Origin of the sequence: Chitinivorax tropicus (assembly GCF_014202905.1) — a bacterium.
GTDB lineage: Bacteria > Pseudomonadota > Gammaproteobacteria > Burkholderiales > SCOH01 > Chitinivorax > Chitinivorax tropicus.
Map to the genome: position 1 here is coordinate 69,467 of NZ_JACHHY010000021.1, position 18,418 is coordinate 87,884.

General features: G+C 55.7%; 17 protein-coding genes. 13 read left to right on the top strand and 4 right to left on the bottom strand.

From position 1 onward, the window contains the following. Nucleotides 1–90 precede the first annotated feature (90 nt). From HNQ59_RS15605 to HNQ59_RS15615, 3 genes are all read left to right on the top strand, one after another. Nucleotides 91–645, top strand: a complete 555-nt coding sequence (locus HNQ59_RS15605) for a cupin domain-containing protein (protein ID WP_184041326.1) — start codon at nucleotides 91–93, stop codon at nucleotides 643–645. A gap of 71 nt (nucleotides 646–716) precedes the next feature. After that, the gene (locus HNQ59_RS15610) at nucleotides 717–2,216 is read left to right on the top strand and encodes an aldehyde dehydrogenase (protein WP_184041327.1); all 1,500 of its coding nucleotides are present in this window, start codon (nucleotides 717–719) and stop codon (nucleotides 2,214–2,216) included. Nucleotides 2,217–2,481: 265 nt separating this feature from the next. After that, nucleotides 2,482–3,330 (top strand): substrate-binding periplasmic protein, encoded by an 849-nt coding sequence (locus HNQ59_RS15615; RefSeq protein ID WP_184041328.1) that lies wholly within the window; start codon nucleotides 2,482–2,484, stop codon nucleotides 3,328–3,330. Between the two features lie 6 nt (nucleotides 3,331–3,336). Here HNQ59_RS15615 and icmH read toward each other — a convergent pair whose 3' ends face one another. The 3 genes from icmH to tssJ all read right to left on the bottom strand — a co-directional run bounded on the left by icmH (nucleotide 3,337) and on the right by tssJ (nucleotide 6,234). Beyond that, a complete protein-coding gene (gene icmH / locus HNQ59_RS15620; RefSeq protein WP_184041329.1) occupies nucleotides 3,337–4,122 on the bottom strand; it encodes a type IVB secretion system protein IcmH/DotU in 786 nt (261 codons plus the stop codon). Next, nucleotides 4,119–5,468: a type VI secretion system baseplate subunit TssK gene (gene tssK / locus HNQ59_RS15625; RefSeq protein ID WP_184041330.1), complete on the bottom strand. Its 1,350-nt coding sequence runs from the start codon at nucleotides 5,466–5,468 to the stop codon at nucleotides 4,119–4,121. Before tssK ends, icmH begins: the two co-directional genes overlap by 4 nt. Before the next feature lie 130 nt (nucleotides 5,469–5,598). Beyond that, on the bottom strand, nucleotides 5,599–6,234 hold the full coding sequence (gene tssJ, locus HNQ59_RS15630; protein WP_184041331.1) for a type VI secretion system lipoprotein TssJ: 636 nt from the start codon (nucleotides 6,232–6,234) through the stop codon (nucleotides 5,599–5,601). Nucleotides 6,235–6,536: 302 nt separating this feature from the next. Between tssJ and HNQ59_RS15635 the strand changes: the two genes are divergently transcribed. The 10 genes from HNQ59_RS15635 to tssA all read left to right on the top strand — a co-directional run bounded on the left by HNQ59_RS15635 (nucleotide 6,537) and on the right by tssA (nucleotide 17,874). Continuing rightward, on the top strand, nucleotides 6,537–7,208 hold the full coding sequence (locus HNQ59_RS15635) for a tetratricopeptide repeat protein (protein WP_184041332.1): 672 nt from the start codon (nucleotides 6,537–6,539) through the stop codon (nucleotides 7,206–7,208). A 46-nt stretch (nucleotides 7,209–7,254) separates the two neighbouring features. Beyond that, nucleotides 7,255–7,770, top strand: a complete 516-nt coding sequence (gene tssB, locus HNQ59_RS15640) for a type VI secretion system contractile sheath small subunit (protein ID WP_184041333.1) — start codon at nucleotides 7,255–7,257, stop codon at nucleotides 7,768–7,770. Beyond that, nucleotides 7,767–9,254 (top strand): type VI secretion system contractile sheath large subunit, encoded by a 1,488-nt coding sequence (gene tssC / locus HNQ59_RS15645; protein ID WP_184041334.1) that lies wholly within the window; start codon nucleotides 7,767–7,769, stop codon nucleotides 9,252–9,254. Before tssB ends, tssC begins: the two co-directional genes overlap by 4 nt. Before the next feature lie 38 nt (nucleotides 9,255–9,292). Beyond that, nucleotides 9,293–9,796, top strand: a complete 504-nt coding sequence (locus HNQ59_RS15650) for an Hcp family type VI secretion system effector (protein WP_184041335.1) — start codon at nucleotides 9,293–9,295, stop codon at nucleotides 9,794–9,796. 72 nt (nucleotides 9,797–9,868) lie between these two features. After that, nucleotides 9,869–10,354, top strand: a complete 486-nt coding sequence (gene tssE, locus HNQ59_RS15655; protein ID WP_184041344.1) for a type VI secretion system baseplate subunit TssE — start codon at nucleotides 9,869–9,871, stop codon at nucleotides 10,352–10,354. Nucleotides 10,355–10,363: 9 nt separating this feature from the next. Beyond that, nucleotides 10,364–12,199, top strand: a complete 1,836-nt coding sequence (tssF, locus tag HNQ59_RS15660) for a type VI secretion system baseplate subunit TssF (protein WP_184041336.1) — start codon at nucleotides 10,364–10,366, stop codon at nucleotides 12,197–12,199. Beyond that, a complete protein-coding gene (gene tssG / locus HNQ59_RS15665) occupies nucleotides 12,172–13,218 on the top strand; it encodes a type VI secretion system baseplate subunit TssG (RefSeq protein ID WP_184041337.1) in 1,047 nt (348 codons plus the stop codon). The genes tssF and tssG overlap by 28 nt, the downstream gene beginning before the upstream one ends. Before the next feature lie 181 nt (nucleotides 13,219–13,399). Further along, on the top strand, nucleotides 13,400–16,090 hold the full coding sequence (tssH, locus tag HNQ59_RS15670; protein ID WP_184041338.1) for a type VI secretion system ATPase TssH: 2,691 nt from the start codon (nucleotides 13,400–13,402) through the stop codon (nucleotides 16,088–16,090). Nucleotides 16,091–16,188: 98 nt separating this feature from the next. Beyond that, nucleotides 16,189–16,755, top strand: coding sequence for a hypothetical protein (locus tag HNQ59_RS15675; protein ID WP_184041339.1), 567 nt, complete (start codon nucleotides 16,189–16,191; stop codon nucleotides 16,753–16,755). 42 nt (nucleotides 16,756–16,797) lie between these two features. After that, a complete protein-coding gene (gene tssA, locus HNQ59_RS15680) occupies nucleotides 16,798–17,874 on the top strand; it encodes a type VI secretion system protein TssA (RefSeq protein ID WP_184041340.1) in 1,077 nt (358 codons plus the stop codon). Between the two features lie 307 nt (nucleotides 17,875–18,181). On the opposite strand, the gene HNQ59_RS15685 is transcribed toward tssA, so the two are convergent. Continuing rightward, nucleotides 18,182–18,328 carry a hypothetical protein gene (locus HNQ59_RS15685; RefSeq protein ID WP_184041341.1) on the bottom strand — a complete coding sequence of 49 codons (147 nt, stop codon included), beginning with the start codon at nucleotides 18,326–18,328 and terminating at the stop codon, nucleotides 18,182–18,184. Between the last annotated feature and the right edge of the window lie 90 nt (nucleotides 18,329–18,418).

Genomic DNA, 18,418 nt, shown 5'->3' on the forward strand with positions numbered 1-18,418 from the left:
AATATCAAACATTTTGCAGGTGCGATTGATACCGCTGCACGGCTTGCGCCGGTGCGGTGCCGATGGCATCTGAGTATCAGGAATCTACCCATGTCTGTCGAAGTTGCCCAACGTCTGCGTCTGATCCGCGAACGATTTGGACTCTCGCAACGGGAGCTGGCCAAGCGTGCCGGGGTGACCAACAGTACGATTTCATTGATCGAGCAGAATCGGGTCAGTCCGTCGGTGTCGTCACTGAAAAAAGTGCTGGATGGTGTGCCAATGAGCTTGGCGGAGTTCTTCACATTTGATGTGGATGGGCCGGTTCGCCCCTCGCCATTTTTCAGCAAAGAGCAGATGCCCAACATCGGCAGTGATCATGTTGCCTTTTTCCTGCTGGGCCATGGCTTGAAGGATCGCAAGATCACCATGCTGCGCGAGGTTTACGATGCCCATGCGGATACCGGCCATGATATGTTGAAACATGACGGGCAGGAGTGCGGCTTGGTGGTGAAAGGGCGCATCGAGCTGACGGTGGATGGGCAGGTGCAGATTCTCAGCGAGGGCGACGGATTCTATTTCGACTCGCAATTGCCCCACCGTTTTCGTAACCCTGATCAGGAACCTTGTGAAATTGTCAGTGCCAATTCCTTACCCAGCTTTTGAATGGTGGCCAGCCGGATATACAGCCTAGGCCGCGCCACACGCTGGTGCCTCAACCACAACAGGAGTCGCCTATGCCTAGCAACAAAACATTGGCGGATTGGCAGCAGTTTGCAGCCAGTCTCAATATCGAAGGTCGTGCGTTCATTCAGGGGCAGTATGTGGCTGCCCGGTCCGGTCGGGCTTTTGATTGCATCAGCCCGATCGATGGCAAGGTATTGACTCAGGTCACCGATTGTGAAGAGATCGATGTCGATGCGGCGGTAGCCGCGGCCCGGCAAGCCTTCGAGAGCGGCGTGTGGTCGCAGGCCAATCCACGTAAGCGCAAGAAAGTGCTGTGTCGTTTTGCTGAGCTGATCCGCCAGCATGCCGATGAATTGGCGGTGCTGGAGACCTTGGATGTCGGCAAGCCGATAGGGGACACCACATCTGTTGATATTCCAGGCGCGGCTTACTGCATCGAGTGGTATGGTGAGGCGATCGACAAGCTGGGTGGCGAGGTCGCTCCAGCTGATCAGCACTTGGTCGGGCTGGTGACGCGTGAGCCGATTGGTGTCGTGGCATGTATCGTGCCCTGGAATTTCCCGCTGCTGATGGCCTCATGGAAAATCGGGCCCGCCTTGGCTGCCGGCAATTCCGTCATTCTCAAGCCCTCCGAAAAGTCCCCATTGACTGCGATTCGCGTGGCGGAGCTGGCCAAGCAGGCCGGGGTGCCGGATGGCGTGTTCAATGTGCTGCCAGGCGGCGGGCAGGTGGGTAAGCTGTTGTCGCTGCATATGGATGTCGATTGCGTAGCGTTCACCGGCTCGACCCAGGTTGGTAAGCTGCTCATGCAGTATGCTGGGCAATCGAACCTGAAGCGGGTCTGGCTGGAGCTGGGTGGCAAGTCTCCCAATATCGTGATGCCGGATTGCCCGGATTTCGACCGGGCGGCCAGTGCGGCAGCCGGAGCCATTTTCTACAATATGGGCGAAATGTGTACGGCGGGCTCGCGCTTGTTGGTGCATCGAGATATCAAGGAAGCTTTCATCGACAGGCTCTTGGAGAAGGCGCGTGCCTATCAGCCGGGGAATCCGCTGAATCCGGTGACGAGCATGGGTGCGATTGTCGATGACATCCAGCTTCAGCGGGTGCTGGGTTATATCGAGCTGGGTCGGGCCGAGGGCGCGAAGTTGTTGGCGGGTGGGCAGCAGGTCTTGCTGGACAGCGGCGGCTACTATATCGAGCCCACCGTTTTCGACGTTGATCGACCGGACATCCGGATCGCCAGAGAAGAGATCTTTGGGCCGGTGCTGTCGGTGGTGACGTTTGATACCTTGGATCAGGCGATAGCATTGGCCAATGATAGTGAATATGGCTTGGGCGCAGCTATCTGGAGCAGCAATCTGACCACGGCGCATGAGGCCGCCAGACGGTTGCGTGCTGGCACGGTCTGGGTCAATTGCTATGACGAAGGTGGTGATATGAACTTCCCATTCGGTGGCTATAAGCAATCTGGCAATGGGCGGGATAAATCCCTGCATGCATTGGAAAAATACACCGAGTTGAAGTCAACGCTGATCCGCCTGCGTTAAACCATCCATTCTGCGCTTCCAACAGCCGGCCCAGTGCCGGCTTTTCTTTTTGTCTTCCTGTCAATACATACGAAATGGACTATATTGCATTACGGAATTGGCTGGCATCGGGCAGGCAGACGAGAGACTGACCCCGGGGCGACTTGACTGAGGCAACGGGGCAGCATCAGCCACGCCAAGGTGTGGAGTTTGTAGCAGTTGCCATTCAGCGATTGGATGGAGTGCCCAGCAATTGCCCGACTGTTGAATGGCAAGGTGTTCGAGTATGCGACATTGGAATGGCGGTTTGATGGTTGGCCTGTATCGCTGGCTGGCAGGGCTTGGTTGGGCTGTGCTGGTGGCGCAGGGTATGGCTGTGGAGCAATTACATTGCCCCACGCCCATTTCCGTCGCTTTTTTCGAATTCGGCAAGCAATATCGGACAGGGGAGGACGGCAAGGCGGTGGGCGTGGATAAGGATCTGATCGAAGAGGTGTCTCGCCGCAGTGGCTGCCAATTCGAAAGCCGGGTGCAATCGCGCGTGAGGATTTGGCGTGCCATGGAGGTGGGCTCTTTGGACATGACCCTGTCCAGCGCAGCGACACCAGAGCGGGAGCGGCTTGCCTGGTTCATTCCCTATATTGCGGACTACCTGAACTTCTTTATCCGAGCGGATCTGAATGAGCTGGACGGCCTGGCTGCATTCGAAGCCAATCCTGCTTTGCGGGTGGCGATTCTCAGAGGCGCCCGGTACTCGAAAGGCTATGATGATTTCGTTGACCGGTTGCGGCTGAAAGGGCGGGTGGAGGATCTGACCACCATGCAAGCGGGTTTTGCAAAATTCCGCGCTGGGCGTGTGCATGGTTTCATCGCTCCTGGCAGCGTAGGCAAGGAGCTGCTGCGCGAAGGCCAGCTGCAACATCAGTTCCTGCCCAAGCTATGGGACACGGAAGCAACCATCGTGGGGGCGATTGCGATGTCAAAGCAGCGGATGACTGAAACGCAATATCAACAGCTGTCTACCATCATCAAAGCAATACGCCAGGATGGCACATTCCGTACCATCCTGCTTCGTCACAGTAACGAGAGCGTGGCCGCAAACAGTGAGATGCTGCTCAAACAGGCAGGCCGGTAAGCTCGGTCAAGGCAGCGTGATGGTGATATAGGCGGCCTGGGCGGGGGCACCAACCAGATTGCCGTATCCTGCCAACGTCTGATCGACGCTCCGGCCAAGCATCCAGTTCAAGCCGGTGAATGCCAATGCGCCAAGCAACACGATGGTGCCCGCGATGATCGGCAACGGCACCTCGTTTTTGATGGCGTGCCTGATCTGGTCGGGTATCGACCAGAACGGCGCGAAAGGATTGCGTTTACCCCGGAGGAAAGCAATTTCATCGCCCAGGCGTGCCGCGAGGTAAGACAGCTTTTCCGGTGCATCCAGCAGGTATTTGCCTTGGAATCCCAACAACAAGCAGTAGTGGAACACCTCCAGCGCCTGCAAAGAGCCAGCACCATGGTTGCGTAGGGTATCCAGACGGGTGAAGAAATTCTCGCCAGCCAATTGGTCGCCAAAGAACACCAGCTGGAGTGGCTCCCGCTCCCACATGTCTCGAATGCCGAACCCAGCACGCAGGATGGTCTCGTCCACCAAAGCACAATAGGCGTACTTGGCGGCATAGATATCATCGGCAGGTGCATTGATGCGTTTTGCACTGCGCTCGAATTCATCCATCAATAACTGGATATTGCGCCTTAGCAAAGCACCATCCTTAGGCTCATGGCCACTGCGCAAGAGAAAGACCAGGTAGAAGCCATCGTAAAGCAGATCCAGCAGTGATTTGCCGCCCTGATTGATCAGGTCGATCTTGGGTGGGGCGCCGATCGCGCCATTGGCAAACAGCGATGGGGCGTTATTGGTATTGGTCATGATGTCACCGCCAACAATTCAAGAGTCAAATCGGTAAAGCCATTCGGCACATAGATGCTGACCGACTGGCCTTGCAGCATGCGCTCGTACAGCGGGCCACGCGGCTCCAGCTCGAAATAGAAGCTGCCCGGTCGGATTGGAATGGCGGAAGGGACTTGTGCAGCATGGATCAGCCGAACACCTGGCATGGCTGAGAGCACCAGCTTGTCCACATCATCCGGCGAGCCGATTTTGAAGCGGATCGGTACCGTGTCCACAATCTCGCTGGCCTGTAGCGATGCGCCAACGGCCAGATAGAAGCGGGTGTTGGCATCGATTTTCTGCGAATCCAGCCGACCCAGCCAATAGGATGGCTTGGTTTCTGTCAGGACGATGCTGAAGAACCGCGCCGAGATGACGGTTTCCAGCAGTTCGCGGATGATCATGTCCAGTTTCGACACGCAACCTGACAGATCCATATGAGAGTAGCTTGGCAGATCGGTCAACGTATAGGATTTGGCAAAGGTCATCAGGCTGCCAGCCAGCTGCAACAGCTGTTGAAATAGCCGTTCCGGATGCAATTGCGGGTGCTGATACAGATGCAGCAGGCCGGCATACGCAGTGCTGGCTGTGTGTAAAAGCCAGAAGGATGCTACATCGCCCGACCGGAACTCAATGACATTCTTGCCGGGCTCCCGGTGGTGCCCATACAACGCTCCAACCTTGGCTTGCAGGATGTCCAGCAGGCGCCGCAACATCTGAATCAGGGTGCCGGAAGAGTCAATGGCGGTGGACGGAGGAATGAAGGCAGTATCCAGATCAAACCCGCCGGTCTGGGATTTACGCACCCTGGCGATCGGCAGGACGACATAACCTTCGTGCGAATGGCGGTCGGTCAGGAGCACCACCTTCCGTTTCAACAGCTGCACCTCGGCGGGCACGGCACCGGTGTACAGGTCTTGCGCATCCACATTGGCCTGCTCATAGCGGGTCAGCTTACCGGCAGGCTCATTCAGCAAGGCGGCATTGGCAATCCCCGGCTTGAGCGGCACCATGGCTGCATAAACCAGGAACTGATCAGGCAGATCGGCAACAGCAGTCAGGTTCAGCCCATCCGGCAGGTTGTCCGTTTCAGGGGCGCATACCCACTCGCCATCTGGCAGAACAGCATGCAATGTTTGCAGCGAAAATACGCCTGCAGCGAGGGCAGCGGTATCCAGTTGGATTTCCCGGACACCCCAGCAATAGGGATGCAGCAAGCGGCTGGTGGCCGCCAGCTGTGCATCATGATAGGCATCCTGTAATTGAAAGTGCTGCGGGCGCAAAAAAAGGCCTTCGCCCCAGAGTACGCGTGAAGCAGGATTCATGCTTGGTATTCTTTCGGAATGATCGTCTGCTGATCAAATATCAGTTGTTCTAAAGTGTTCAGCCAATAACTATTCATCAGGTTCTGTTCGCAAGGCGCAAGCGAGGGGCGCGAAACCGTGCCGACTGAACCTAACCTCGTGGGCAGGCAACATCTCTGGGAGAAGACAAGGTCGCCAGCATTTTCGCATCTTTCAGGCCGCTTGACACGGTCAACCCGCACCGGTGCACCCCAACGATCAAGGGGGCATCCGTGAGCACCTGGTTGAGTGGTATGGCGACTTTCCAACGAGGTGAATCCTTGATACGGAAAAATACGGCAACGCCAATATATCGGGCGTCCGCGCCGAGTTTTTCAGAAAGCTGGACTTTTTTACCAGGAATCAAAATCCGTTCCTTGGCATCCGTCTCCGATTTACCGGGATTGTCCGCCTTCGGTGATTGGTTCAACTGCTCCTGCGTGGCCTGTGAAAAGGCTTCCGCATCCTGCAATTGATATATCTTCGCGACCACAGCCAATCCGCGCCCGGCATCGTCTGCATTGGCATCCACCGCAACATGGATTTGCATGGACAGCATCCGATCAGCTGGTGCCTTGCTGATGGGTAGTACAGTGCCGACGACATCCTTGGCGGCATCCATGACTTTTGCACCAAGGGTTTTACTGACCTCCGGATCACCGACTTTGGCCAGTGTGGCGGGCTCAGAGGCGCAGCCGGACAGGGTGATGAGGATGGCAAATGCTGCAAGTCGATGAAGAAACATCATATTGCTGTGCTTTTCGCTTAATAGATTTGAATTTGTGAATATATTGCCTAAAAAACAGTTGCAATAAATCAATGCAAAATATACCATTAGAATAACATAATGTCATCCATGTATGCACTCATGTGTTCGGCAATGGTTGCCAATGAAATACAAAGTTGCGAAAATGCAACAAATTGCCGAGCCTCAATTAATTCGGCATAACGAATATATGCAATGATATTTTATGCGCTTGCGGTTTGTATTTGTATCGCATGTCTATTCTGCAAAAATACTCAAGTTCCAATTTAGGGGTTGATGTTGTGATGAACAAGTTTCGGGTGGCTGTGCTGGCGAGTGCAGTATTGATGTTGGCTGGTTGTGCGACAACCCAGCCGAATATGGATGCGCTCAAGCAGGAAGCACTTGAGTCACTGAATTCGGGTGCGACTGATAAAGCCGTGGAGATGTTGGAGCAGGTTGCCAAAAGCAGTCCGACGGATAAGGATGTCTGGGTCAAGCTGGCACAAGCCTATCTTGATAAGCAGGACTTTCCCCGTGCAGTGAATGCTGCCGCCGAAGCGCTGGCCCGCGATGCGGGGAGCTTTGATGCCAAATCCATCATGTTTGTATCCAGTGCCCGCCTTGCCGCCAACACATTGACCGATCTGCGCAAGCAGGATCAATTCGTCCCCAAGCGCCGTAGCGAGGCAGAACGGTTGGTCATGGCGATGCGCGAAGCCATGGGTGAGTCGCCGGTCGCACCGGTTGCTGATGATAGCGCGAAGAACCGCCCGCCACGCCGCCCAGCGCCCAACCCAGCACCTGTCCCATCAGCGGGCAGTGCAAAAGTGGCAGGTGATACGGTGAAGGTGCCGACCAGCCAACCAGCCTCGCCTACCCCCCCTGTCGTTGCGGTACCGCAGCCTAAGCCGCCTGCCAAGGATGTGCCCGCTACGCAGCCCAAAAACGCTGATCCATTTGCTGGGCTTCGTTAAAAGCGTCATATAGTCAAGAATCTGTTTACTAGAAGGTATTGTGATCATGTCCAAACGAGAAAGCACTCAGAAAAAGCTGCAACGTGTCCGTCCTCCACGTGTCCAGCTGACTTATGACGTCGAAGTCGGTGATGCGATCGAGCAGAAAGAGCTGCCATTTGTAATGGGTGTCGTCGGTGATTTTTCCGGCCAGTCCGAGGTGGCGCAGCCCAAGTTGAAAGATCGTAAGTTCGTCAATATCGATGTGGACAACTTCAATGAAGTCATGGGCGCGATTGAGCCGCGTGCTGCATATCGTGTTCAGAACAAGTTGTCCGAAGAGCGTGGCGAGTTTGCTGTCGATGTGAAATTCCGTTCCATGGATGACTTCCGCCCTGAGGCTGTCGTCCAGCAGGTGGAGCCATTACGTAAGCTAGCGGAAGCCCGTGCGCGTCTTGCTGATCTGCGGAACAAGATCGCAGGCAGCGAAAAGTTGGAGGATGCGCTGAGTGAGGTGCTGCGTAATACTGAAGCTTTGGAGAAATTGAGCAAGCAGGTGGATAAAGGGGGTAACTCTGAATGAGCATGCAGTCACAGGAGCAGTCAGCACAGGCGGTTGCCGCAGAGGGCGTGAATCTGCTTGATCAGATTGTCAGCGAAAGCCGTATTGCCAAATCTCAAAGCGAGCATGATCGCGCAAAGGATTTGATTGCCGAGCTGGTCAAAGAAGTCATGCAGGGTACGGTTGTGATGTCGGACAACTTGTCCGCCACATTGGATGCCCGTATTGCCCAGTTGGACACATTGATCTCTGAGCAATTGAGTGCAGTGATGCATGCCCCTGAGTTCCAGAAGATGGAAGCATCATGGCGTGGGCTGGAGTATCTCTGCAAGCAGAGCACCACGGGTACGATGCTCAAGATCAAGTTGTTCAATGCGCAGAAGAAGGAGCTGGTCAAGGATTTCCAGACTGCCATCGATTTTGATCAGAGCAGCTTGTTCAAGAAGGTATACGAGGAAGAATTCGGTACCTTTGGCGGCTCGCCTTTCGCCACCTTGATTGGCGACTTTGAGATCTCCAGACAGCCTTCCGACATGTATTTCATCGAGCAGATGTCACATGTCGCTGCTGCGGCGCACGCCCCGTTCATTTCATCGGCGTCACCGGAGTTGTTCGGTCTGGATACCTTTACCGATCTGGGGCGTCCGCGAGATCTGGCAAAGATCTTCGATACAGTCGAGTACGCCAAGTGGAAGTCCTTCCGTGATTCGGAAGACTCCCGTTATGTTGGCCTGACCTTACCCCACTTCCTGGGTCGCCTTCCATACAATCCCAAAGATGGTACCGCTGTTGAAGGGTTCAATTTTGTTGAGGATGTGGACGGCTCCGACCACAGTAAATATCTGTGGGTGAACGCAGCCTATGCATTTGCGGCTCGTCTGACCAATGCTTTCGAGCACTTCGGTTGGTGTGCGGCCATTCGCGGGGTTGAGGGTGGTGGTTTGGTTGAGGATCTGCCAACCCATACCTTCAAGACCGACGATGGCGAGATCGCACTGAAGTGCCCAACAGAGATCGCCATCACTGATCGGCGTGAGAAAGAGCTGAGCGATTTGGGTTTCATTCCGCTGGTTCATTGTAAAGATACCGACTATGCGGCTTTCTTTGGCGCGCAGTCTGTTCAGAAACCCAAGAAATATGATAGCGATTCAGCCAATGCCAATGCAGTGCTGTCTTCGCAATTGCAATACATCATGGCAGTGTCTCGCATTGCGCACTATTTGAAGGCGATGATGCGAGACAAGATCGGCAGTTTCGCTTCGGCAGGCAATGTTCAGGATTTCCTGAATAAATGGATCAGCCAATATGTACTGCTGGATGATGGTGCCTCACAAGAGGCCAAATCCAAGTTCCCGTTGCGTGAAGCATCGGTCGAAGTGGTTGAGGTGCCTGGACGTCCTGGCGTTTACAAGGCAGTTGCCTTCTTACGCCCTCACTTCCAGTTGGACGAACTTTCCATCTCGCTGCGGCTGGTTGCTGAGTTACCACAATCGGCCAACCGGTAAGTTTAAATATTGATTTGTCAACCAGGAGTGTTCATTAAATGAAAGACGTATACCTGAAGTTTGCTGGTAAGTTCAAGATTGATGGCGAGGCCCGTGATAAAGATCACGACAAATGGCTGGAAATCGAAAGCTGGTCACACATGATTCGCCAGCCCAAGTCTGCCACTGCTTCGAGCGCCGGCGGCCATACCGCTGAGCGTTGCGAGCATGGTGACATGGTTTTCGTCAAAGATCTCGATCAAACTTCCCCCAAGCTGTGGGAAGCCTGCTCGGCTGGTCACACATTTGACGAAGTGACCATCGATTTCATGCGTGCTGACGGTGCCAACCGTGTCAAATACCTCGAAATCAAACTGAAGCATGTTTTGATTTCCAGCGTGACACCTAGCGTTGCCAACGAAGGTATCCCGAGCGAAACCTTTGCACTGAAATATGCTGCCATTCAATGGACTTACACCGCTCAGGGCGTTGAAGGCGGTGCGAAGGGCAATACCAATGGTGCTTGGAGCTTGGCGAAGAACACCAACCAATACACTGTTTGATCGGTGCGTTGGACAAAAGGGCGGCGTTTCGGCGCCGCTTTTTGTTGATCTCCAAAGTAGGGCTCAGCTGTGATACAGCGTGGTTTCGCTCCAACCTTGTTCGAAAAGTTGTTTGATGACGAGCCGAAAGTGCCGTCGGAGGTGAACCCATTGCGCCGGTTGAATGTGGAGCAGCTGAAAGAGTCCGTAGCCAAGGATCTGGAAGCCCTGCTGAACAGTCGCCGTGGTTTCGGGGGTGAGCTGGAGTCCTTCCCGCAAGCCAAGCAGTCCATTCTGAGCTTTGGCATCATCGACTTTGTCGGGATGAGTCTGTCGAATCCGGATGACTGTCACCGCATTTGCTCGGCATTGGAAGAAACGATTTACGCGCACGAAATGCGCTTGCAGAATGTCAAAGTGTCGCTGGATGCCGCCAAGGGCAGCACCAATTCACTGGTATTCTCGATCAGCGCTCTGCTGGTGGTTCACCCGGCGCAGGAGCCAGTCAGTTTCGATGCCTTCTTGCAGCCGACTACGCAGCAATACTCTGTCAATCAGGCACGTCGTATACGGGCATAAGAATCCGTGATGGATGACCTACTACCATATTATGAAAGCGAGCTGACGCTACTGAAGCGCCACGCTCGTGAATTTGCTGAGCAATATCCGAAAATTGCCAATCGTCTGCTGATGGCAGGCGAAACTGTTGAAGATCCGCATGTCGAACGATTGATCCAGGCTTTCGCGCTGCTTGCTGCACGTGTCCATAAAAAGCTGGAGGATGACTATCCCGAATTCACGGCTGCGCTGTTCGAGGTGCTCTACCCTCAGTATCTGAGGCCCTTTCCAGCGTGCTCGATTGCTCGGTTTGGGGCCGCTACTGCGGGGCAGGTGACTGCTACAGTATGCATGCTACGCGGAACCATGCTGAACTCCCGCCCGATCAAAGGCGTGCCGGTCAAGTTCCGTACGGCCTATGATGTGCACCTCAGCCCGATCAGTTTGAACCATGTGGCATTCAAGCCTTATCTGTCCCCCCCGGCGGGCACCAGCTTGCCCCCCCGTAGCAATGCATCCCTGACATTCACCCTGACCGGGGATTCTGATCAGGCGGGGTTGGAGTCGTTGGATCTCGATCGACTACGGGTATTCATCGATGCAGAGCCGTCATTGGTTTCGCTGCTGCGAGAGGTGATTTTTCAGCTGTCGGTTGGTGCCGCCATCGAAGTCGGACTGGGGCCCTGGAAGATGTTGCCCGGCAAGGTGTGCCAGCCGGTGGGGTTCAGTGCGGATGAGGCTTTGCTGGGTGATGATGCCCGCTCACATGCTGCATACCGCCTACTGATCGAATATCTGACCTTTCCGGAAAAATTCAATTTCTTCGACATTGATCTGGCGGCGTTACGTCGATGGATTCCGCCCCGGACACGGAGTCTGAAGCTGCATCTGTTACTGGATACGGCTTCCCAGCCCGATACATTCGAGCGGCTGATGGAGCAGGTCAATGCTTCGCATTTCCAGCTCTTCTGTACGCCGGTGGTCAATCTGTTTGAGCTACGTGGTGAGCCGATCCGCGTAGATCATCGCAAGGTGCAGTACCCTGTGGTGCCCGATGCACGTCGAGCTTCCGCATTTGAAGTCTATGCAATCGACTCGGTGGATCAGGTGCGGGAGTCTGCGGCGGGTGTCGAGATCCATCCATTTCAGCCTTTTTACTCGCTCAAGCATAGCCGTAGCCAATCCAAAGGTCGGTACTGGCATCTATCCCGGGACGAACGGGTTGCCAATCGCAGCCCTGGCCATGAATATGAAATCATGGTGGTGGATGAATATTTCGATCCCTCTGTCGAGCAAGAGGAAACGCTCAGTATCCAGCTGCGCTGCACCAATCGGGACTTGCCGTCGCAGATGCCGGTTGGCCTTGCGGAGGGGGATCTGTTCATGGAAGGGGGCTCCAGCACGCGTACCATCCAGCTGTTGCGCAAACCGACCGCAACCTATCGCTTCAGTCATACCGGTGATGGCAGTTGGCGATTGATTTCCGCTTTGTCATTGAATCATCTTTCATTGGTTGAGCAAGGCGGGGATGCTTTGCGGGAGATCCTGGCGCTGTACAACCTGCCGGGAAACAGCCAGAACCGGCGTCTGATCGAGGGTATCGAACAGGTATCCACGCGAGGCGTGACCACTCGCATGGCGGGCAATCCCTTCCCGACCTTTGTGAAGGGTGTGGAAGTGCGTATCAGCGTATCACCTGGGAATTTTGTCGGCACCGGGGTGTGGTTGTTTGCGCAGATCATGTCACGGTTCCTAGGTTTGTATGTCCATCTCAACAACTTCGTGCAGGTGGTGGTGGTGAATGCTGCCACTGGCGAGGTACTTCATACCTGTGAACCATGCAGCGGCGATATTACACTCCTGTGATCGACCGGCTGACCGGTGAGCCAGAACGATTTGAGTTCTATCAGTCGGTGCGGCTGTTGACGGGCATGCTGGCGCGGCGGCATCAAATGCCAGCCAATCGCATCGTTGGGGATTGGGTGCGCTTCCATGGCTCGCTCAAGCTGACTTTTCCACCCAGCGAGGTGGAAAGGCTCGATGATCTGGCGGCGGGCGAGGAAGCCACCCGAAAAACCAGTGCACGCTATGTCATGACCCCTACCTTCTTTGGGTTGACGGGGCCGACTGGGGTGTTGCCACGGTTTTATACCGAGATGCTGGTGGAGCGAGAGCTGCTCTATCGTGATCGGGCCGCCAAGGCTTTTCTGGATGTGTTTGCCAATCGGCTGACGACACTGTTCTATCGTGCCTGGCAGAAATACCGTCTGCCAATTCGCCATGAGATCGAGCCGCGCCGTGGTTACTTGCCCGAGCTGCTCAGGCTGGCGGGGGTGCATTTCGACAGCAACGCCCCGGATCGACAAAATCTCTGTGATGAATTGTCTGACGAAGTGTTTGCCGAGTATGCAGGTGTGTTGCGGCACCAGCCGGTTTCTGCGGTGAACATTTCCCGGGTGCTGGGTGATTTCTTTGAGGTGTGCGTCAAAGCGGAACAGTTTGTCGGACGATGGTTTGAGCTGGATGACAGCCAAGTCACCAAATTGGGGGGCGAATGCGCAACACTCGGCGTTAGTGCCTTTTGCGGTGGGCGTGTCTGGCAGCGTGATCAGCGGGTCAAGCTGATGATCGGCCCATTGAAGTTGGACGACTTTCGCCGTTTCCTGCCCAATGGCCACAATATGCGGGCAATGGCCAAGCTCCTGAAGTATTGGTGTGGATATACCTGCGAATGGGAAGTGGAACTCATTCTGCGCAAGGAAGACGTGCAACCGGTGCAGATCGTCAGCAGTGGGCTGGGCGCCATGCTGGGCCGGGACTCCTTCCTGGTCAGCAAGCCCGCAGAGCAGGATTTGACCGAAGCGCGTTACGAGTTGGTTTTCTAGCACATATGGGTAAAGAGGCCCTGCGGACATGAAGGATGTCATGGCAGTGGAGCCTACGCTGTACCGCACATTTCCGGGTTGAGTCGGCACCCGAGGGCATGACCGATGGCATGCGGGTTCGCCATTCGTGTAAACAGATTCTAAAAATAATGCAATACAACCTATCTATTGAGGATGCGCCATGTCCGGCAACTTGAAAGCTCTCATCTCGAAACTGACTCCCATCAGCCGTGGCGCCGCAGAGCGGGCCGCCAATCTGTGTGTGTCACGTGGTCACTATGAAGTGGATATCGAACACCTGTTTCTGTCGCTTCTGGAGGAAGACGACAGCGATCTGTGCTGGCTATGTAAAAAATATGGCATCAGCAAGACCCAGCTGGAGCGGGATCTGGCTCATGAATTGACGCAATTCAAGAACGGCAACACCCGAACACCGGTCTTTTCACCGCACCTGCCCAAGTTGTTGGAGCAAGCATGGCTCCTGGCATCGATCGAGTCTGAAACCAGCCGGATCCGCAGTGGGCATCTGCTGCTGGCCTTGTTGACAGAGCCGGAGCTGCAGCAGCTGGCGCACCGCGCCTCCCGGCTGTACGCCCAGTTCCCGCTGGAAGAGCTCAAGCACAAGCTGGCTGACGTGTCAGCCAATTGGCCTGAGGCTGGACAGGCTGTCAGGATGGTGGAAGGGGAGGTGGAATCCGGTAGCCCGGTCAATCAGCCGCAAGGTGCGTTGGGCAAGACCCCGGCACTGGATCAGTTCACCACCAATCTGACGCAACGTGCGTTGGATGGCAAGATCGATCCGGTGATCGGTCGTGATACCGAGATCCGCCAAGTCATCGACATCTTGATGCGACGTCGACAAAACAACCCGATCCTGACTGGTGAGGCAGGTGTGGGCAAGACGGCTGTCGTAGAGGGGCTGGCCTTACGTATCGCCAAAAATGATGTGCCGCCACCCCTGCAAGGCGTGGCGCTGCATGTGCTGGACCTGGGCTTGTTGCAGGCCGGTGCCAGCGTCAAAGGTGAATTTGAAAACCGCCTGAAGAACGTGATCGATGAAGTCAAACGCAGCCCTCATCCGATCATTCTGTTCATTGACGAGGCGCACACCATGATCGGGGCGGGTGGCCAAGCGGGCCAGAATGATGCAGCTAACCTGCTGAAACCTGCGTTGGCTCGGGGCGAGCTGCGCACCATCGCGGCGACGACCTGGAGCGAGTACAAAAAGTATTTTGAGAAAGACGCCGCCCTGACCCGCCGGTTCCAGGTGGTGAAGGTTGAAGAGCCCGCGCTGGATGTCGCCTGCGATATGTTGCGTGCCATGTCACATTTGATGGAAAAGCACTTCTCGGTGCGCGTGCTGGATGAAGCGATCGTCGAGGCTGTCCGTTTGTCGGCGCGCTATATCACTGGCCGCCAATTGCCTGACAAGGCGGTCAGTGTACTGGATACGGCATGTGCCCGCGTGGCATTGGCCAATTCGGCCAAGCCGGAGGCCATCGAACTGATCGAAAAACGTCTGGAACGACTGCAGGTTGAGATGGCTTCGCTGGCCCGTGAGGCGGCCACCGGAACCAATCACCAGAAACGTCTGGAAGAGCTGCAAGCACAGCAGGCAACATTGCAATCCGATATCGAACAGCGCCGTCAACGTTGGGAGCAAGAGAAGCGGGTGGCGGATGAGATCGCTGCACTGCGGCTCGACATCGAAAACGAGATGCAGTCTGCACCGGAGGCAGAGCCGACGGAAAAAGGCAAGCGCCGCAAACCCGTGTTGTCACCCAAGGCTGAGCAACTGGAGGCGTTGAAGAACCAGCTGACTGAGCTGCAAGGCGAAGAGCCGCTGGTGCCGGTCAGTGTGGACGGCAATGTGGTGGCGGAGATCATCTCGGCCTGGACAGGCATCCCGCTGGGTAAAATGGTCAAGGATGAGATCAAGACGGTGCTCTCGTTGGGTGAGGCGCTGAGAGAGCGGGTGATCGGGCAGAATCACGCCATCGAGCAGGTGGCCCAGCGGGTGCGCACGGCCCGTGCCAATTTGGAAGACCCGAACAAGCCCAAGGGGGTGTTCATGTTTGTCGGGCCAAGCGGGGTGGGCAAGACCGAAACCGCCTTGGCGCTGGCAGACTCGTTGTTCGGCGGCGAGCGCAACCTGATTACCATCAATATGTCGGAGTATCAGGAAGCCCATACCGTGTCGGCATTGAAAGGCTCGCCACCGGGCTATGTCGGTTATGGGGAGGGGGGCGTGCTGACGGAAGCCGTGCGCCGCAAACCCTATAGCGTGGTGTTGCTCGATGAAGTCGAAAAAGCCCACCCGGATGTATTGGAAATGTTCTTCCAGGTGTTTGACAAAGGGGTGATGGATGATTCCGAAGGGCGCGAGATCGACTTCAAGAATACCATCATCATCCTCACATCGAATGTCGGTTCGTCCACCATCATGCAGGCGTGCCTCAACAAACCTGCCGAGGAGCTGCCGGAGCCAGATGAGTTGGTCGAGCACCTGCGACCTCAGCTGTTCAAGGCTTTCAAGCCAGCTTTCCTGGGGCGGATGAAAGTCGTACCGTATTACCCGATTGCCGATGATACGCTGGAGTTGATCATCCGCCTCAAGCTTGATCGGGTGGGTAAGCGCATCGCCAGCAACCACAAGGCAGAGTTCCATTACGACGACAGCCTGGTTGAAACGGTGCTCAGTCGTTGTACCGAGGTGGACAGCGGGGCGCGGAATGTCGATCACATCCTCAATGGCAGCGTATTGCCCGAGATTGCCGAGCATGTGTTGGCCAAATTGGCGGAAGGCAAGGCCATCAAGAAGGTGAAATTGAGTACCAACGAGACGGGCCATATCAAATATCAGATCAGTTGATGATCCGTTCGCCACGCTTGGTCTGGAAACGTTTCCTCACCTTGCGTGGCCGTGATATAAGGTGATCATTGCATCTATCAACCACACAGAGCCCCATCATGCGAATCCCAAGTATTCGCCAGACCCATCCAGTAGAAGTATTTGCGGTGCGCCGCAAGCCACGTACTGGCGAGCGTTTGAGCCCCGTTTTCGTCGCCATGTTCTCCGCCACCACCGTTGCCCGGCTGTTTGAAGAGTCGGTCACTGGCTTTGCCGAGCAGCTTGCCATGGCACTGGGTGCGGTGGATGGCGGGGCGCTCAGGCTGGTCGAGCAGCACGTCTTTCCCAACCGCCCGATGATGGAATCCGTACAGGATGAAGTGTTGCAGCTGCGGCAGTTCAGTGGCGTGATGTCCCGCCTGCTGGCTGCCGCCCTGGTGAAAGCCCCGGAGGTGATGACGACACTGCGCGAGGCGCATGGCCCCGAATACGGCATGTGTGTCGTGCTCGATCAACAAGTCGGCACCGGCCCGGCCATTGTCAGATTGCCAGTGCTGCTGGATGCGCGGGACGTCGGTTCAGCCTTGTTGACGCCGAACAAACCCGTCCGGATCCGCATCATGCCCGCTGCAGCGGCGCATGATTTCGGGGACTCGATCGAATACATCATTACTGGAATGAAATAACGCAGGCACCCCATAGTGCAGGCCAGATGACTGAACAATCTCATGGATAAACTACTCAGCCCCATTTCAGATAGCGCCCCGTGCGGCGAAGACATGTCTTTCTCCGCAGAATTCGATCAGATCAAGGAAGCGCGGCGAGACGACGATCCCTCATTGGCTCAAGGGGAGTGGGTGGCCGATGTCAAGCGTGCCGACTGGGATCAGGTCTGCCGCATTTGCGAAGATGTCTTGACCCAGCACACCAAAGACCTGCGCGTGGCGTCATGGTATGTGGAAGCCCTCGCCAAAACACAGGGTTTTGCAGGGCTCGCCAAGGGTTGCGACGTGCTCCGCGAGCTGCAGGATCGCTATTGGGATCAACTGCACCCGCAGCCAGAGGATGGCGACTTGGAGCTGCGCATTGGCACCTTGACCTACTTCGTATCGCAACTGGTTGATCTGATCAGAACCATGCCGCTATGCCAGGCCCCGCAAGGCCGCTTCTCGTTGGCTGATCATGAATCAGCCATGGCCTTTCAGGCGCAGCTCGACAAAGACCCGGATCTACGTGATGCGATCCCTGCCGGCAAATACACACTGGAACAGGTACAGGAAGCACAACGTGCGACGCCGACCGCGTTCTACCAGAAGCTGATCGATGGCTTCAGAGAGGCCAAACAGTCCTGGCAATTGTTGGCCAACAGCATAGACCAACACCTGGGCATCGATGGCCCGTCCTTTGGTGCGCTGGAGGATATGTTCGACAAAGTCGGCAATCTGCTGACACGCATTACCCGAAATGCTGGAGTGGGCCTGCCAACGACACCTGCCGCCGAGCAAACCACCCTGGCAACCGCATCAGGAGCGCCCGATATGTCCGCCATGCAGCCTGCCTATCATGCCATGCCACCTCAAGGGAGCTGGCAACAAGGCCAGATCATGAGCCGTGAGCAGGCCATCAAGATGTTGGAAGCCGTGGCCGAATATTTCCGCCGTACCGAGCCACATAGCCCGGTCACCTATCTGGCGCAGAAGGCCGCCGACTGGGGTAATATGCCCCTGCATGAATGGCTGCAAGAAGTGGTCAAGGATGGCTCGACATTGAGCCAAGTACAGGAATTACTGGGCATTCGCAGTTGATGCTCTAAGTGGCTGTTTGCAATCAACCACATGCCGCAACTGGGGCATGAGAAAAAGACACCCCCGGCGACATCAGCAGGGAAACATGCGAAGCAATCAGGCCACTGTTGACAAATGCGCAGGCGGGTGAGGCTGCAAGCGGTTGATTAATATGAAATTTCGCTGCGTGCTGCATTTGCTGAAGAGCAGCTGCCAGTGGCAGATGCAGCCGAGCGCAGTGTCCGACATGGCGGACAGTACCTACCTATTTCAGCATCTGTCGTGAGTCGCGAGAGGCGATAGCCAGCAGGAGTGGGCGATTAATAGGTCAGGTTGGCGTGATCGGTGAGAAACCGGGGCGCAACGCCAGCAGCAGGTTCTTGGTCGTGGGTGCGCAGAGTGTGAAGAGCACGGACACAAACCCACCCACGCCTCGCCAACCGGGAACCCCCAAAAAGCGATAAGCCAACGCCATGACTGCCAACCTGACCAAAACCGCCTATACCAACACCACCCCTGGTTCTCAATGCATCGTCCAGGCTGGCTGTGACACCATGTGGTCAAT

What these genes read in the sequence shown, in the direction of transcription:
- tssH (WP_184041338.1), top strand. Translation starts at nt 13,400, where the DNA reads ATGTCCGGCAACTTGAAAGCTCTCATCTCGAAACTGACTCCCATCAGC.
- tssF (WP_184041336.1), top strand. Translation starts at nt 10,364, where the DNA reads ATGGATGACCTACTACCATATTATGAAAGCGAGCTGACGCTACTGAAG.
- HNQ59_RS15605 (WP_184041326.1), top strand. Translation starts at nt 91, where the DNA reads ATGTCTGTCGAAGTTGCCCAACGTCTGCGTCTGATCCGCGAACGATTT.
- tssA (WP_184041340.1), top strand. Translation starts at nt 16,798, where the DNA reads ATGGATAAACTACTCAGCCCCATTTCAGATAGCGCCCCGTGCGGCGAA.
- tssC (WP_184041334.1), top strand. Translation starts at nt 7,767, where the DNA reads ATGAGCATGCAGTCACAGGAGCAGTCAGCACAGGCGGTTGCCGCAGAG.
- HNQ59_RS15650 (WP_184041335.1), top strand. Translation starts at nt 9,293, where the DNA reads ATGAAAGACGTATACCTGAAGTTTGCTGGTAAGTTCAAGATTGATGGC.
- HNQ59_RS15685 (WP_184041341.1), bottom strand. Translation starts at nt 18,328, where the DNA reads ATGGCGTTGGCTTATCGCTTTTTGGGGGTTCCCGGTTGGCGAGGCGTG.
- tssJ (WP_184041331.1), bottom strand. Translation starts at nt 6,234, where the DNA reads ATGATGTTTCTTCATCGACTTGCAGCATTTGCCATCCTCATCACCCTG.
- HNQ59_RS15635 (WP_184041332.1), top strand. Translation starts at nt 6,537, where the DNA reads ATGAACAAGTTTCGGGTGGCTGTGCTGGCGAGTGCAGTATTGATGTTG.
- HNQ59_RS15610 (WP_184041327.1), top strand. Translation starts at nt 717, where the DNA reads ATGCCTAGCAACAAAACATTGGCGGATTGGCAGCAGTTTGCAGCCAGT.
- tssG (WP_184041337.1), top strand. Translation starts at nt 12,172, where the DNA reads ATGCAGCGGCGATATTACACTCCTGTGATCGACCGGCTGACCGGTGAG.
- tssK (WP_184041330.1), bottom strand. Translation starts at nt 5,468, where the DNA reads ATGAATCCTGCTTCACGCGTACTCTGGGGCGAAGGCCTTTTTTTGCGC.
- icmH (WP_184041329.1), bottom strand. Translation starts at nt 4,122, where the DNA reads ATGACCAATACCAATAACGCCCCATCGCTGTTTGCCAATGGCGCGATC.
- HNQ59_RS15615 (WP_184041328.1), top strand. Translation starts at nt 2,482, where the DNA reads ATGCGACATTGGAATGGCGGTTTGATGGTTGGCCTGTATCGCTGGCTG.
- HNQ59_RS15675 (WP_184041339.1), top strand. Translation starts at nt 16,189, where the DNA reads ATGCGAATCCCAAGTATTCGCCAGACCCATCCAGTAGAAGTATTTGCG.
- tssB (WP_184041333.1), top strand. Translation starts at nt 7,255, where the DNA reads ATGTCCAAACGAGAAAGCACTCAGAAAAAGCTGCAACGTGTCCGTCCT.